Genomic DNA, 14,371 nt, shown 5'->3' on the forward strand with positions numbered 1-14,371 from the left:
GGCTCACCAGCTCGCCCGCAGGAAAGCGAGTTGTTCCACCGTACCCCCCTTTCGTTTTCCGAGTATCGGACCCAATCTTTATACAATGATTATCTCGAAGCCAAGTCTTCAAGATAATGGAGCTTAACTGGTATATATTATTCAATAATACTAACAAGGTTATATATGACAAAAAGCAGAGAATCATGAGATTTCTCTGCTTTTTTTAATCTTCTAAAAGAAGTGTCATTTGTAAAGATTGTTGGTTTTCTAGTGATACAGGTACACACAAAGCTTTTTCATTTTGCGAGAACAAATTGATTGAATCCATTAATGTTGGAGGAGTGATATCAATATCTACATCTCTCTGAGAAACGATTGTAGCTAATTGACCAACTATCATATTCGCAAGTTCTCCTGTGAAAGATTCGAGCATTTCTCCTTCTAATGGCATCCCAAACATCCGCTCACCAATCAAACCTACACTCTCTTTAGACCCTTCTATGACTAAACGCCCCTGAATATCTCCCTTAACTCCAATAAGTACGCCTAAATCAGTATGTAGAAGTGGCTTGTCTTGAAAGGAAGGCTTCTCAATTTCAATTTCAAAAGGTATTACGGCTTTTACTGATTCTATAGTACCATTTAGTATCTCTTTTACAGACTGATTCGATGCCAAAGAACCCCCACCTTATGCCTATGTTGAACTCATCATACCATAGTTTTTTAGATCACTGCTCATAAAATTAATTTTTTTACAAAACCTATATAAAAATAAGGAGGATTTTATGGCATATATTACATCTGTAGGTTATAGCCTACCAACAAATGAACTATCTCAAAAAGACATTAAAGATTTCGTTAAGCATATCTTCCCCAGAAATGAAAGAGATGTATCCAGGTTACTTCCTGTTTTTGAAAATGCTGCAGTAGATAAACGACAATTTGTAATGCCTTTAGAGTGGTTTGCAAAGGATCATACCTTTAAAGAACGTAATGATATATATGAAGAACAAGCTTTACTTCACTCTTTGCAAGCAACGGATCAATGCTTACAAAATAAAGAGATGTTAGATGAAACAATACCTTATGAAGCGATTGATATGATTATTTATGTATCTAGTACTGGAATCTCAACCCCAACAATTGACGCTCGTATGATAAATGAACGAGATTTTCGTGATGATGTAAAACGAATGCCGCTATGGGGATTAGGATGTGCAGGAGGAAGTGCAGGCTTAGCACGAGCCATGGAGTTTGTTCATACATATCCAGAAAAGAATGCTCTTCTGGTGTGTGTAGAATTATGTAGCCTTACCTTTCAAAAAAATGATCATCGAAAAAGTAATTTTATTGGTGCTGCATTGTTTGGTGATGGTATATCATCAGCGTTAGTCATGGGAGATAAATCTCCTTATGTGCAATCTATAAAGAAACCTGTTCCAAAAATGATTGAGTCCAGTTCAAAGATACTGAAAGATGCCCTTGATGTAATGGGGTGGAACATGAATGAAGAGGGACTTCAGGTCGTTTTTGCTCGTAGTATTCCTACACTAGTAGAGACATTTTGGAAATCTCACGTAGAGGGGTTTGTTGAGGAACTATCTTTATCAAAAGAAGATTTTCCATTTTTCGTTGCTCATCCAGGAGGTAAGAAAGTTTTACAAGCTTATCAAGATGTTCTAAATTGTGATGCTTCAAAATTTAAGTATTCCTATGATGTATTAAAAGAGCATGGCAATATGTCCTCAGCAACAGTACTTCATGTTTTAAAAAGATGGATGGAAGAAGGACAGTCTTCCAATGTAAAAAGTATTCTAGCTGCATTAGGACCAGGTTTTAGTTCAGAATTAATAAGTTTGGAGTGGTCATAGTGAATCTTTTTTATATCCTGTTTTTCTTTATTATCATTCAAAGGGTTATCGAAGTTATGATAGCTAAACGTAATGAGAGATGGATGAAGCAGCAAGGTGCGATTGAAGTAGGAGAAGATCATTACAAATGGATAGTTCTTGTTCATGTCTTGTTCTTTTTATCCATTGCTCTGGAAGCATATAACGAAACTCTTGAATTAACTATGTGGCATGGATTTTTATTTGGGATCTTTCTGGTAACTCAAGGATTCCGTATTTGGTGTCTTACGTCATTAGGGAGATATTGGAATACGAAGATAATTGTATTGCCTGGTGCTAATTTGATTGCGAAAGGTCCATATCGATTCTTTAAACATCCTAACTACCTAGTGGTTGGGGTAGAGTTTATTGTGATTCCATTACTATACAATGCCTATTTTACAGCCGTTTTATTTCCTATCTTCCACTTATTATTGATGAAAATACGTATTCCTCATGAAGAGAAAGCATTAATGGAAGCATATAAATCATAATATAAATTGAGAATATTTATCATTCTCATTGAAATAGTAGTAACAATTTGATACACTTCAAATAGATATTGAAAATCATTATCAACCATGCTAAAGAAAAGAGGGGCTGGAATGGTTTTATTTATAATACTTACTGTTTGTGTGTATTCCGTAATAATGGTCGGTCTGTTAACGAAATTAAATGATAAACGCGCCATTCAACTTGTTCAATTTATAAAAAGGCAACGAGCTTCCACTCACCAACAAAACATACAAAAATATAAAAAACTTGTATCTGCCAGGTAATCTACCTGGCATTTTTTATTGTCTAGCGGAAATTATAAAATTCAATGCATGTATTATCACTAAAAAAATGATGCGGCCACGTCCAGCTGTGGTCCACAGCACATACGTCGCTAAACGGGCGCCCTGAGCTTTTGTTCTTTACACGGTATAAATCAATGAATTGAACATTCGTTATCCAAACAAGTATAATGTAGAGTATAAGTGTTTGGTATTAGTACAAGCAAAGGAGGGGAAATATGGGAATAATTATATCTGTTGATCAGGTAAAGAAATTACAAGGAACAAGGGAAGTTCAATTTATTGATTGTCGCTTTAACCTACAAGACCCTTTGGAAGGAAGTCGTGAATTCAATAAAGCTCATTTACCTGGAGCAGTTTATTTTGATTTAGAAAAAGATTTAAGTGGTACTGCTTCAAATGGAGGCGGAAGGCATCCTTTCCCAAATAAAGAACATCTTGTACATAAGTTAGAGCAATATGGGATTACAAAAGATACTACATTAATTGCCTATGATAATCCAAAAAGTCCTACAGCAGCGAGGTTTTATTGGTTTATGAAAGTACTTGGGCATGATGAAGTATATATACTAGATGGCGGGTTTCAGGCATGGGAGTCCAGTGGTTACTCCGTATCAAGTGAGCCCCCTACTAAAGTAGCTTCTACGTATGAGGTTAAGCTCAAAAATGAGCTATTAGCTACTCAAGCCGAAGTTCAATCAAGTTTGGAAGATCTTGATGTTGGAATTGTAGATGCAAGAAGCTTTGAACGCTTTGCTGGATGGAAAGAACCGAAGGATGAGAAAGCAGGGCATATTCCTTCTGCTGCTAATTATGAATGGACAAAAGTTTTTGATCAACAAGGGTTTTGGAAAACTACACAGGAACTACAGGAATTGTTCTCTCCTTTAAATGAAATGGATTCCTTTATCGTATATTGTGGCTCAGGAGTTACTGCTGCACCTTTAGCAGTAGCGTTAAGAGAAGCGAACTTCCCTAAAGTTAAACTTTATGTAGGTAGCTGGAGTGATTGGATTAGCAATGAGGATAACCCAATTCATGTAATTCCAGATTCATAACTAGTTTAAGAAACCAATAACTAAATTTACACAGCTAAAGGGTGTTCTTACTTGGCCCATTCTGACAAACTAGCAAACTTTATAGAGGATTTATGGACCAAAGGATTTAAATTATCTGACCGAGATGTTCATTTTGTTTACTTTGGTAAAAATTATGCGAATGCAGAAGAATGGCTAGTAATTTTTGCAGTGAGAGCCACACTTCAACTTCAATTCAAGTTTGATGAAAGTTTTTATATTGCGGTATTAGAGTATCTCTCACAAAATAAACCAAAATCAGTCCGACATGCATGGGAACTATTAGAACAAAAAGGGTTATCCAAACAAAAAGCCCCTAGAACTCTACTCTGACGTGAGTGTTCTAGGGGCTTTATTTTAAGTTATGGTTTGTGAATGGCTTGTCTAGCCAATTCATCTGCTCGTTTATTTTGTTTATTTGGTATCCATTTCACAAAGAAGTAGGGGAAAAGTTCTCCCAATCGCTCCACTTCTAATAACAATGGTTGGTATTTGGATTGTTTTGTAAATGACTTTTCAACAGAATCGACAACCAACCTTGAATCGGATCGAATACTAATAATTTCATGGGGGAATGTTTCTTTACAAATAGTAAGTGCTTCGATGACGGCCATGAATTCTGCTTCATGATTAGACATATGGCCTAGATAAATAGAATAATCTAGATGATTTCCAGATTGCTTGATATAAATTCCAGCACCACTAGGACCTGGATCACCCTGAGAAGCCCCATCTACATATACCTCTAGCATATCCTACATCCTCTCTGTGAATCCAAATAATTATAATCTTACCGATGAAATTTTTTCGCGATATATAAAAATGGAGTATCCAAAGCTGCCACAATAAACTTTATAAAGTATGTCGTCATAAATACCTCAAACCATACGGCAGGTGGAAATTTTCCATAAAAAGCGATTAAGCAAAATACCAAGGAATCAAGCAATTGGCTAATCATGGTACTGCCATTATTGCGCACCCAAAGCCATTTATCGGCTGGAAACACTGCTTTGAGTTTTGCATAGATCCAAACATCAAAATACTGACTAACGAGATAGGCTAGTAAACTCCCTATAGCTACTCTTGGTAGGAATGAGAATAGTGTAGTAAGTGCCTCATGTGCAAAGTCGTCAGGACCTGGTGTGAATTGTAATGCGATTTGCATCATTATCGTCATGCTAATTAAGGTGAAAAAGCCTAGCCAAACAGCTTGCTTCGCATCCTTCTTTCCATATTTCTCATTAAGAATATCCGTTGCTAAAAAAGCGGTCCCGTATATAATATTTCCTAGCGTAGCGGTTAAACCAAACATTTCAATTGTTTTAGCAACCTGAATATTTGCGACTACTGTAGACATTCCAATCCAAACAAAAAGCCCCTGTTTACCGAATATCCGATAAATAATGGTGACCATGGTGAAGTTTACAAGCGCAAAGACAATCCAGAGTACTTCATTTATCATTATATCTACCTCCATAGTTTTGATAACGCAGGAAGTTGCGAACTGCGATGCTTTTGCACAACGATAAGGAATTATACTTGTTTTTTGTTAGTTTTGCAAACCATGGTATGTATAATACATTAGCTTACAAAGAATCACCAGAGTAGGGAAAGAACGAAAAAAAGCGGTAATCCAATGGGGATTACCGCTTAGTCTTATATAGACAATGGTTTAGTTTTTAACAACGTTCGCAGCTTGTGGGCCGCGGTCGCCTTCTACGATTTCGAAAGTTACGCTTTGACCTTCTTCAAGTGTCTTGAAACCTTCTTCTTGAATTGCAGAGAAGTGAACGAATACATCGTTTCCACCTTCTACTTGGATGAAGCCATAACCTTTTTCAGCGTTGAACCATTTTACTGTACCGTTTTGCATTTTCGAAAATCCTCCTAAAAACTTTCACGTGAAACGTGTTATTACAAAGAAAGGAGTCATAAAAAAAGATAACTCCTAAAGAAATGCAGGAACATAAAATCCCGAACTTCTATAGAAGTTACCATGTCTTTCATGAATCCAAACATCTTCTTTGCTTACTTATAATATAGCTTAAATTGGTCAAATCGTCAACCTTCAGTATAGGTGTATGTTTTAAAAATATCTATTTTATAAATCATAATAATCGTAAGGATTATTTTCTTAATATTATTAAATTCTCAAGGGCTAAGACTAAAAAATGAAGTCAAGATTCGGTACAATAAGGATAGTTTGATGAGAGGAAGGGATTTACATTGAAATCAGATATAGAAATTGCACAAAGCGCTAATATGAAGCCAATTCAAGAGATTGCAGAACAACTGAAATTATCATCAACGGATTGGGAGCCTTATGGTTACTATAAAGCTAAGTTATCACATACGCTTCTAGAACAACTATCTGAGCGTCCAAATGGCAAGGTTGTGCTTGTTACTGCAATTAATCCTACCCCTGCTGGCGAAGGTAAATCTACGGTAACAGTTGGCTTGGGACAGGCATTGAATAAACTTAATAAAAATACGGTCGTTGCCTTAAGAGAACCTTCACTCGGTCCTACAATGGGACTGAAGGGAGGAGCGGCTGGGGGAGGTTATTCACAAGTACTTCCAATGGAAGATATAAACCTTCATTTTACTGGTGATATTCACGCTATCACTACAGCAAATAATGCATTAGCAGCATTTATTGACAACCATATTCATCAAGGGAATGATTTAAATATTGACCCAAGACGAATTGGTTGGAAGCGTGTCCTCGATATTAATGACCGTGCTTTGAGAGAAGTAGTAGTAGGATTAGGTGGACCTGCAAAAGGTGTCCCACGTGAAGACGGCTTTTCTATATCAGTAGCTTCAGAAATCATGGCTATTTTATGTCTTGCTAATAGTTTAAATGACCTGAAAGAAAGATTGAGCAGAATTGTTTTTGGCTATACATATGATCAACAGCCAGTTACTGTTAAACAACTTGGGATGGAAGGTGCTCTCACTTTATTATTAAGAGAAGCGATTAAACCAAATCTAGTCCAAACCCTAGAGAATACTCCTGCTATTATCCATGGAGGTCCTTTTGCCAATATTGCCCACGGATGTAATAGTGTAATGGCAACAAATATAGCGGCGAAACTAGGTGAATATGTAGTTACAGAAGCTGGTTTTGGAGCGGACTTAGGAGCAGAGAAATTTTTGGATATCAAAACGGAAGCAGGGGGAATGGAACCAGATTCTGTTGTTATCGTTGCTACGATTCGAGCATTAAAGATGCATGGAGGCGTAGCAAAACATTCATTAGAAGAAGAAAATATTGAAGCTGTACAAGAGGGGATAAAAAATCTAGAGAAGCATATGGGTACCATTAAGCATTTTGGATTGCCATTCGTGGTTGCTTTAAATCGTTTCCCTCAAGATACAGAAACAGAGATAGAGGTTGTGAAAAATTGGTGTGATCAGAGTGATGCTTCTTTCGCTCTTACTGAGGTTCATGCTCATGGAGGTCAAGGGGGAGTAGAACTCGCTCAGAAAGTAATCCAGACAGTTGAAATGGGCGAGAAGAAGTTTAAGAGAATATATCAAAGAGAAGATTCCATTGAAGAAAAGATACACGCTATTGCTTCCAAAGTCTATGGTGCCGAGAAAGTAGAATATAGTTCAAAAGCAAAAAAACAATTGAAGCAATTTGTAGAATTGGGATGGGGACAGTTGCCTATTTGTATGGCTAAAACGCAGTATTCTTTAACAGATGACCCAACGCTTGTTGGACGCCCAGAAAACTTCACAATCAATATTCGTGAATTTAGCCCCTCTATTGGAGCAGGATTTCTGGTAGCTCTCACTGGTAATGTGATGACGATGCCAGGTTTACCTAAATCCCCTGCAGCCCTTAAAATGGATGTTGATGATAATGGGAATGCTTTAGGTTTGTTTTAGCAAAATCAATAAACATCACAGAGATAGAGGAGATGTTTCATACTTGAACGCATGTGATAAAAAAAGTCATATGCGTTTAAGCATTTATATTAATACATAAATGTGTTATAAGAAAATGAGAATCAGTATAAGGGGTCGTTTTTTTTGAGTATTTTGATTGGCGTTACGGGATGGGGGGACCATGCATCTCTTTATCCAGACTCCATTGCTTCGCAAGATAAACTGGCTGTATATGCATCCCATTTTCCTGTTGTGGAGGTGGATAGTGCGTTTTATGCCATTCAACCACAAAGAAACTATGAAAAATGGGTGAAAGATACACCAGACGATTTCTCATTTGTTGTGAAGGCTTTTCAGAAGATGACAGGCCATAGTCGAGAAAAGTTGGAGACTACCGAAGTTAAAGACATGTTTAAAGCTTATAAAGAATCGATTCAACCAATGATAGATGCAGGTAAATTAAATTGCGTACTATTTCAATTTCCACCATGGTTTGATCTGCGGAAAGACCATGTAAAGCGATTAAAGGTTATTCGAGAATTAATGGGAGATATACCTTTAGCTTTGGAATTTCGAAATCGCTCATGGTTCCAATCTCCATATATAAATCAAACAATTCAATTTATGAAAGACTATAATTGGATTCACAGCATATGTGATGAACCTCAAGCTGGAGAATCTTCCGTGCCGACTGTATTAGAGGCCACACACTCAGAGAAAACATTAATACGTATGCATGGTCGCAACGTGCACGGTTGGAATAAGAATGGTAGAGAAGATGCTGAATGGCGAAAATATCGCTTTCTTTATCGGTATTCGAAAGAAGAGCTTAAACAATGGCAAGCGAATATAAACCAGTTGCAACAACACTCCAAACATATCACCGTCCTGTTCAATAACAATTCAGGTGGAGATGCCGCAGATAATGCTAAACAATTGATAAACATGCTAGACTTATCTTACGAGGGGTTAAACCCTAGACAGATGGGTCTATTTGATGAGTAGGAGGTTAAACATGAGTCAAGAAGAAATCCGTTCATCTGTGAAAGAATATGTAGCCGCGATATTTCAAGAGGAGCCAACAGGCCATGATTATGAGCATATGAAAAGAGTTGCAAATATGGCAGCTTATATTGCTGAGCATGAAGGTGCTGATCCGTTCATTTGTGAAATGGCAGGTTGGTTACATGATGTGACCGATGGAAAATTAACAGACGATGAGAATCAAGCTAAAGAGAATTTGCATACGTTTCTATATAAATTGCCCCTAGATACACATGCTAAGAACGCAATCTTGGCTGCAATGAAAGACGTTTCTTTTAAAGGGAAGCACATCATTCCCTATACTATTGAAGGAAAGGTCGTGCAAGATGCTGATCGGTTAGATGCCATAGGTGCAATCGGCATTGCGAGGACATTTGCGTTTGGTGGAAATAAAGAGCAACTCTTACATACAGAAGTTGAACAAAACGGTTCGGAACCTGGAACCTCAATACAACACTTTTATGACAAACTACTTCATCTAAAAGGGTACATGAATACACCTACAGCAATATCATTAGCAGAAGAAAGACACGCTATTTTAGAGAAGTTTTTACAAGATTTCCATACAGAATGGAATTCGTTTTCTTAAGGCAATTATTCTCAATAATATAAAAAACACAGCCTAGGCTGTGTTTTTTATAATCTATGGGGACCGCTTTGCACCGAGGTATCGTGGACTCCAATAAGGGTTGTTTAACACACTTATTTGTACGCCTGTGTCAGATCCTGCATGAATAAATTGTCCATTCCCTAAATAAATCCCCATATGCGAAGGACCTGGCTTATAGGTCTCAAAAAACACAAAATCACCTATGCTAGGCTTGGAAACAGAAATAGATACATTCCATATATCGCTTACTGTTCGAGGAAGCTGCTTATTTTGCGTTTTAAAGACATATTGGATAAAACCACTGCAATCAAAACCACTAGGAGAATCTCCACCCCAAACATAAGGGACACCTAAATAACGTTTAGCTATTTGTGCTATCGATGAGTTGACCGAACTAGATGCTTTGGGTACAGGTTTTGGAGTTTTCTTTGTTGTTTTCGTTTTGTGCTTAATCACAGGCTTTGCATTCTTCGTTTTAGTTGATAGTGTTTCGATAAAAGAGAATTCTACATTTTCATTTAATTCTAATTTATGATCGATTTGATATTGTTTAATGGCTTTTTTTGTTAGTGGGCCATAAATGCCATCAATGGAAGCTGTATAGTACCCATAGAAAGCAAGTGCTTTTTGTAGTTTATTTACTTCAGCGCTTGTTTCACCAGGTACAATCGCATGTTTGATGGTTTGAACCATTTGCACAATTTTATCTTCTTCCACTGTGACAATTCGTTCAAGCGTTTCTTTATCCGCTTGACCTGTTGCATGAAGATACTGATTTCTTTGAAACTGTTTAATTGCATTTTCTGTTAGAACACCGATTTTTCCATCTAAGTCACCCTTATAATAAGAGATGTTTTTTAACTTTCTTTGTAAAACATGGGCTGCAGCCGAGTGATGTCCATACAACAAACTTCTTGACTTTAGCATTGTTTGATTATCAGCGAAGACTGTATTACCTGAAGCTTCAGCATAGAGGGCGAAGGGATGACTTATCAAGAAACCATACGTCAGACCTTGGACGAGTGTCTTACGTTTTTGTTCAGCTGATAAGCTCACATTAGAACCCCTTTCCTTTGTTTTTGAAGTCATTGTAGAATATGTTCGTTATTTTGCGTTTATGCTTTTAAATTCTACATAAAATTACACAAGCCCTCGTTGAGAAGTATGTGATATAATTAACGTTTAAGAATAGTTAACTAGGGAGGAAAAGACATGAAACAAGGTGAACAAGCGTACCTAGAACTATGTCAATACGTATTAGATCAAGGTACTCATAAAGGAGACCGTACTGGAACAGGAACGATTTCTGTTTTTGGTTATCAAATGCGTTTTGACCTGCAACAAGGTTTCCCTTTATTAACGACAAAAAAAGTCCCATTTCGATTGATTAAGAGTGAATTGCTTTGGTTCATAAGTGGAGATACGAATATACAGTATTTATTAAAGCATAATAACAATATATGGAATGAGTGGCCGTTTCGAAATTGGGTGAACAGTAGCGATTATAAAGGCCCTGATATGACTGATTTTGGTATTAGAAGTCAACAAGATTTAGAATTTAAAGCTCTATACGATCAGGAAATGGCTAGATTTAAAGAAAGAATAGTTCAAGATGATGAGTTTGCTCGTACATATGGGGATTTAGGAAATGTGTATGGAAAGCAGTGGCGTGAATGGCAAACATCAAGAGGGGAAACCATTGATCAAATTAAAGATGTGATTGAGATGATCAAACACAACCCTGATTCACGTCGGCTAATAGTTTCAGCTTGGAATCCTGAGGATATTAGTCCTGAAAAAGCTGCATTACCTCCTTGTCATATTTTGTTTCAATTTTATGTAGCGGATGGTAAATTAAGCTGTCAGTTGTATCAACGTAGTGGAGATATCTTTTTAGGGGTTCCATTTAATATTGCAAGTTATGCGTTGCTAACTCACTTAATTGCACGAGAATGTGGTTTGGAAGTCGGTGAATTCATTCACACACTTGGGGATGCTCACATTTATTCTAATCATATAGAGCAGGTGAGAACTCAATTAGCAAGAACTCCAAGAACGTTGCCAACCATACGAATTAATCCTGATATAGACTCCATTTTTAACGTACAAATGGAGGACGTTGAATTAAATGGCTATGAGCCTCACCCTGCTATTAAAGCACCAGTTGCTGTATAAGATATAGAAAGGAGCGGACATAAATGATATCGTTTCTAGTTGCGATGGGTCGAAACCGTGTCATTGGTAAGGATAATGATTTACCCTGGCGTTTACCTGAAGATTTAAAATTCTTTAAACAGGTCTCTATGGGGAAAACAATTATTATGGGCAGGAAGACATTCGAGTCAATGAATGGTCCTCTACCTGGAAGAACGAACGTTGTTGTCACAAGAAATAAGGATTATGAGAAAGAAGGTTGCACAGTAATTCATGGGATAGATGAAATATACAAGTGGAATGAAGAACAACCTGAAAAAGAATGGCTTGTTATTGGTGGGAGTCATCTTTTTGAACAAGTTATCAATGAAGCAGATCGTATGTATATTACTTGGATTGATGAAGAGTTTGATGGAGATACGTACTTCCCAGAATTCGATGAAAAGAATTGGATCTTAACACAGAATGAAAAAGGTAAAAAAGATGAGAAGAATCCTTACGATTATTACTTTCGTCAATATGATCGTAAAACATAACTCTAGGAAAAACACTGTTCCACCAGGGCGGTGTTTTTACCACTCGGAGTCCATAGAAAGACCACTACTTTGACTCTAACAAAGGGGGAGGGGAGGAAATGGTTCAAGCTATTGTGATGGCTGGAGGAGAATCAAGACGAATGGGGCGAAATAAGGCTTTATTACCTCTAGATGGTAAGCCAATGATTACGCATGTAGTAGAAGAAATACATCTTATTACTTCTTCTATTGTAATCTCTACTAATGAACCTGATTTGTTTTCATTCTTACCCTATCCGAAGGTTGAAGATCAATACAAAGGAAAGGGTCCTTTGGCTGCTTTAGAAAGGGTAATGTCTTATTCTGAAGAAGAATGGTTTTTAATAGCAGCCTGTGACATGCCTTTTATCAACCACAAAGTGTACAACGATATGTATAATAAGAGAGGCTTTTATAAAGCAGTCGTACCAAAGTATGAAGGGCGAATTCAACCGATGTCCGGTTTATATCATAAAGATGTGTACCCTTTAGTTCGTCACCTATTAGAAGCTGACAAATTAAGAATGCTTGATTTATTAGATCTCACCTCTACTAAATACGTATCTGCATTCTCCGACGATATAAATGCTGATGAAATTGATAACCATTTTATTAACCTTAATTACCCTGATCAATATGAGAAATTTAAGAACTAGTAAATAGTCATTATTAGTTTGATTTCTGTAATCTCATAGACAAAAACCGTAAAAACCCTTACAATCAAAGCATGCAGGTCTAATGACAAAGCTAATGTACGTAACAATAAATTAACATACGAAAAAAAGAAATTTTTGTGTCGATATTGTGTACACTAACAAAAGATGTTGTAAATTCGATATAATAGACAGGAATTACGAAAAAGTTCCTTTATCTTACAGGACATGCCATCAAGAATGGATGAAGGGTAGGTGAAACAATGCCGTCATTAATAGGAATCCCTGGATTAATACTTATATTAGCGATTACATTGATACTTTTCGGGCCAAAGAAGCTTCCGGAAATAGGAAAAGCCACAGGGCAGACGTTAAAAGAATTTAAGCGTTCAACTCGTGAGTTAACGAGTGATGATGAATCTGAAAAAACCAATATGTCTAACGAAGCATTGTCTTCAAATGAAGAGAACCGAAATGCGTAAGTAGATAAAACATAATGAATGGTGGAGTGATGACGATGTTCTCACAAATAGGATTTCCTGGATTAATCCTTATTTTAGTTATTGCGTTAATCGTGTTTGGTCCCTCTAAGCTACCAGAAATCGGAAAAGCAGTTGGGAGCTCATTACGTGAGTTTAAAAAGGCAACAAACGACATCATGTCTGATTCAGATGATGATACGAAAAAGGTGAAGCAAGAGCAAGATAAAAACGCATAATATATTGCGTTCTTGAAGGTGTAGGAGGTCACTCTTACATCTTATTTATTTGTTCAGTCTTATGTATGATAACTACTGGATGCATCTCCAAGAAGAGGTGTTATTCCATTCCGTGTAATCGCAGGAGGTGACTCACTTGTCAAAACAGTCAACTACATCAGATCAGGAAATGAATATTACGGATCATTTAGGTGAGTTGCGTACCCGCTTATTATGGACGTTTGTGGTTTTTGTAGCCTTCTTTATCCTAGGTTTTGTATTTGTTGAAGAGATCTATCAATATTTTGAAAGTAATGTACAATATGAACTAACCGTGTTAGGGCCTTTTGATATCTTATGGATTTATATCATGCTTGCTAGTATGGTAGCCATTACAGGTACGTTGCCTGTTTTAACCTTACAAATTTGGCTTTTCGTAAAGCCCGCATTAACACCAAAAGAACAAAAGGTTTCACTAAGCTATATACCCGCAATTTTCCTGTTGTTTGTTGGTGGCCTAGCTTTCGGGTACTTTATTATTGAACCTTTAATCTTTCAGTTTTTACTTTCTCTTGGTGAAGGTATGTTTAATACCATGTTCACAGTAGAAAAGTATTTTAAATTCCTGGTACGGGTTACGTTGCCGTTTGCAATCTTTTTTGAAATTCCTCTTGTTGTTATGTTTTTAACGAGTCTGGGAATTGTAAACCCTACAATGCTACGTAGAACAAGGAAGTATGCCTACTTTGTTTTAGTTATTATTGGTACTATGATCTCTCCACCAGATTTTATATTACAAATAGTAGTTGCCATTCCGTTAATTGTTTTATATGAAGTATCCATCATATTATCAGGTATTGTTGAACGACGTAGACAAAGGAACTTAGATAAGGACTTGTCTTCAGATGTATAAATGGAATTTAAAGACCTGTCAGCATGATTATGTTGGCAGGTTTCTTATTCCATAAAAGCCCCATTATCTTGAAGACTTGGATTCGAGATAAATCTGGGTATGAAA

Annotated in this window: 19 protein-coding genes; 14 read left to right on the forward strand and 5 right to left on the reverse strand. The window is 36.8% G+C overall.

Annotated elements, in window-relative coordinates; genetic code table 11:
* Positions 1-205: 205 nt before the first annotated feature.
* Entirely contained in the window at positions 206-658 is a 453-nt protein-coding gene (locus tag N782_RS18530; RefSeq protein WP_036823821.1) for a chemotaxis protein CheX, read from the reverse strand.
* 109 nt (positions 659-767) lie between these two features.
* Here N782_RS18530 and N782_RS18535 point away from each other — a divergent pair, with 109 nt between their 5' ends.
* The 5 genes from N782_RS18535 to N782_RS18550 all read left to right on the forward strand — a co-directional run bounded on the left by N782_RS18535 (position 768) and on the right by N782_RS18550 (position 4,077).
* Positions 768-1,853 carry a type III polyketide synthase gene (locus tag N782_RS18535; RefSeq protein ID WP_036823823.1) on the forward strand — a complete coding sequence of 362 codons (1,086 nt, stop codon included), beginning with the start codon at positions 768-770 and terminating at the stop codon, positions 1,851-1,853.
* Positions 1,853-2,365: an isoprenylcysteine carboxyl methyltransferase family protein gene (locus N782_RS18540; RefSeq protein ID WP_036823826.1), complete on the forward strand. Its 513-nt coding sequence runs from the start codon at positions 1,853-1,855 to the stop codon at positions 2,363-2,365. Before N782_RS18535 ends, N782_RS18540 begins: the two co-directional genes overlap by 1 nt.
* Before the next feature lie 111 nt (positions 2,366-2,476).
* Positions 2,477-2,650 (forward strand): hypothetical protein, encoded by a 174-nt coding sequence (locus N782_RS21675; protein ID WP_161783141.1) that lies wholly within the window; start codon positions 2,477-2,479, stop codon positions 2,648-2,650.
* A gap of 236 nt (positions 2,651-2,886) precedes the next feature.
* Positions 2,887-3,726 (forward strand): sulfurtransferase, encoded by an 840-nt coding sequence (locus N782_RS18545; RefSeq protein ID WP_036823829.1) that lies wholly within the window; start codon positions 2,887-2,889, stop codon positions 3,724-3,726.
* 51 nt (positions 3,727-3,777) lie between these two features.
* The gene (locus tag N782_RS18550) at positions 3,778-4,077 is read left to right on the forward strand and encodes a DUF6123 family protein (RefSeq protein WP_036823832.1); all 300 of its coding nucleotides are present in this window, start codon (positions 3,778-3,780) and stop codon (positions 4,075-4,077) included.
* A 29-nt stretch (positions 4,078-4,106) separates the two neighbouring features.
* On the opposite strand, the gene N782_RS18555 is transcribed toward N782_RS18550, so the two are convergent.
* The 3 genes from N782_RS18555 to N782_RS18565 all read right to left on the reverse strand — a co-directional run bounded on the left by N782_RS18555 (position 4,107) and on the right by N782_RS18565 (position 5,617).
* Complete coding sequence (locus N782_RS18555; RefSeq protein ID WP_036823835.1) at positions 4,107-4,496, reverse strand: ribonuclease HI family protein; 390 nt, start codon at positions 4,494-4,496, stop codon at positions 4,107-4,109.
* Between the two features lie 38 nt (positions 4,497-4,534).
* The gene (locus N782_RS18560; protein ID WP_036823847.1) at positions 4,535-5,206 is read right to left on the reverse strand and encodes a queuosine precursor transporter; all 672 of its coding nucleotides are present in this window, start codon (positions 5,204-5,206) and stop codon (positions 4,535-4,537) included.
* A gap of 210 nt (positions 5,207-5,416) precedes the next feature.
* A complete protein-coding gene (locus N782_RS18565; protein WP_036823848.1) occupies positions 5,417-5,617 on the reverse strand; it encodes a cold-shock protein in 201 nt (66 codons plus the stop codon).
* A 389-nt stretch (positions 5,618-6,006) separates the two neighbouring features.
* On the opposite strand from N782_RS18565, the gene N782_RS18570 reads away from it, so the two are divergent.
* The 3 genes from N782_RS18570 to N782_RS18580 all read left to right on the forward strand — a co-directional run bounded on the left by N782_RS18570 (position 6,007) and on the right by N782_RS18580 (position 9,274).
* The gene (locus N782_RS18570; protein WP_052111435.1) at positions 6,007-7,641 is read left to right on the forward strand and encodes a formate--tetrahydrofolate ligase; all 1,635 of its coding nucleotides are present in this window, start codon (positions 6,007-6,009) and stop codon (positions 7,639-7,641) included.
* Positions 7,642-7,785: 144 nt separating this feature from the next.
* Positions 7,786-8,646 (forward strand): DUF72 domain-containing protein, encoded by an 861-nt coding sequence (locus tag N782_RS18575; RefSeq protein ID WP_036823851.1) that lies wholly within the window; start codon positions 7,786-7,788, stop codon positions 8,644-8,646.
* Between the two features lie 10 nt (positions 8,647-8,656).
* On the forward strand, positions 8,657-9,274 hold the full coding sequence (locus N782_RS18580) for an HD domain-containing protein (RefSeq protein ID WP_036823853.1): 618 nt from the start codon (positions 8,657-8,659) through the stop codon (positions 9,272-9,274).
* 54 nt (positions 9,275-9,328) lie between these two features.
* On the opposite strand, the gene N782_RS22125 is transcribed toward N782_RS18580, so the two are convergent.
* Positions 9,329-10,351 carry a C40 family peptidase gene (locus tag N782_RS22125; protein WP_036823856.1) on the reverse strand — a complete coding sequence of 341 codons (1,023 nt, stop codon included), beginning with the start codon at positions 10,349-10,351 and terminating at the stop codon, positions 9,329-9,331.
* A gap of 156 nt (positions 10,352-10,507) precedes the next feature.
* On the opposite strand from N782_RS22125, the gene N782_RS18590 reads away from it, so the two are divergent.
* From N782_RS18590 to tatC, 6 genes are all read left to right on the forward strand, one after another.
* On the forward strand, positions 10,508-11,470 hold the full coding sequence (locus N782_RS18590; protein WP_036823858.1) for a thymidylate synthase: 963 nt from the start codon (positions 10,508-10,510) through the stop codon (positions 11,468-11,470).
* A gap of 23 nt (positions 11,471-11,493) precedes the next feature.
* Positions 11,494-11,985, forward strand: coding sequence for a dihydrofolate reductase (locus tag N782_RS18595; protein ID WP_036823863.1), 492 nt, complete (start codon positions 11,494-11,496; stop codon positions 11,983-11,985).
* A gap of 98 nt (positions 11,986-12,083) precedes the next feature.
* The gene (gene mobA, locus N782_RS18600) at positions 12,084-12,659 is read left to right on the forward strand and encodes a molybdenum cofactor guanylyltransferase (protein ID WP_036823869.1); all 576 of its coding nucleotides are present in this window, start codon (positions 12,084-12,086) and stop codon (positions 12,657-12,659) included.
* A 260-nt stretch (positions 12,660-12,919) separates the two neighbouring features.
* Positions 12,920-13,138 carry a twin-arginine translocase TatA/TatE family subunit gene (gene tatA / locus N782_RS18605; protein WP_036823871.1) on the forward strand — a complete coding sequence of 73 codons (219 nt, stop codon included), beginning with the start codon at positions 12,920-12,922 and terminating at the stop codon, positions 13,136-13,138.
* A gap of 35 nt (positions 13,139-13,173) precedes the next feature.
* Positions 13,174-13,374 (forward strand): twin-arginine translocase TatA/TatE family subunit, encoded by a 201-nt coding sequence (locus N782_RS18610; protein WP_036823873.1) that lies wholly within the window; start codon positions 13,174-13,176, stop codon positions 13,372-13,374.
* Between the two features lie 127 nt (positions 13,375-13,501).
* Positions 13,502-14,266 (forward strand): twin-arginine translocase subunit TatC, encoded by a 765-nt coding sequence (tatC, locus tag N782_RS18615; RefSeq protein ID WP_036823874.1) that lies wholly within the window; start codon positions 13,502-13,504, stop codon positions 14,264-14,266.
* The last annotated feature ends 105 nt before the right edge of the window (positions 14,267-14,371 follow it).

Origin of the sequence: Pontibacillus yanchengensis Y32 (assembly GCF_000770635.1) — a bacterium.
GTDB classification, from domain to species: domain Bacteria; phylum Bacillota; class Bacilli; order Bacillales; family BH030062; genus Pontibacillus; species Pontibacillus yanchengensis.

Coding starts and splice junctions, on each gene's coding strand:
- N782_RS18535 (WP_036823823.1), top strand. CDS start 768: ATGGCATATATTACATCTGTAGGTTATAGCCTACCAACAAATGAACTA.
- N782_RS21675 (WP_161783141.1), top strand. CDS start 2,477: ATGGTTTTATTTATAATACTTACTGTTTGTGTGTATTCCGTAATAATG.
- N782_RS18545 (WP_036823829.1), top strand. CDS start 2,887: ATGGGAATAATTATATCTGTTGATCAGGTAAAGAAATTACAAGGAACA.
- N782_RS18555 (WP_036823835.1), bottom strand. CDS start 4,496: ATGCTAGAGGTATATGTAGATGGGGCTTCTCAGGGTGATCCAGGTCCT.
- N782_RS18560 (WP_036823847.1), bottom strand. CDS start 5,206: ATGATAAATGAAGTACTCTGGATTGTCTTTGCGCTTGTAAACTTCACC.
- N782_RS18565 (WP_036823848.1), bottom strand. CDS start 5,617: ATGCAAAACGGTACAGTAAAATGGTTCAACGCTGAAAAAGGTTATGGC.
- N782_RS18570 (WP_052111435.1), top strand. CDS start 6,007: ATGAAGCCAATTCAAGAGATTGCAGAACAACTGAAATTATCATCAACG.
- N782_RS18580 (WP_036823853.1), top strand. CDS start 8,657: ATGAGTCAAGAAGAAATCCGTTCATCTGTGAAAGAATATGTAGCCGCG.
- N782_RS18590 (WP_036823858.1), top strand. CDS start 10,508: ATGAAACAAGGTGAACAAGCGTACCTAGAACTATGTCAATACGTATTA.
- N782_RS18595 (WP_036823863.1), top strand. CDS start 11,494: ATGATATCGTTTCTAGTTGCGATGGGTCGAAACCGTGTCATTGGTAAG.
- mobA (WP_036823869.1), top strand. CDS start 12,084: ATGGTTCAAGCTATTGTGATGGCTGGAGGAGAATCAAGACGAATGGGG.
- tatA (WP_036823871.1), top strand. CDS start 12,920: ATGCCGTCATTAATAGGAATCCCTGGATTAATACTTATATTAGCGATT.
- N782_RS18610 (WP_036823873.1), top strand. CDS start 13,174: ATGTTCTCACAAATAGGATTTCCTGGATTAATCCTTATTTTAGTTATT.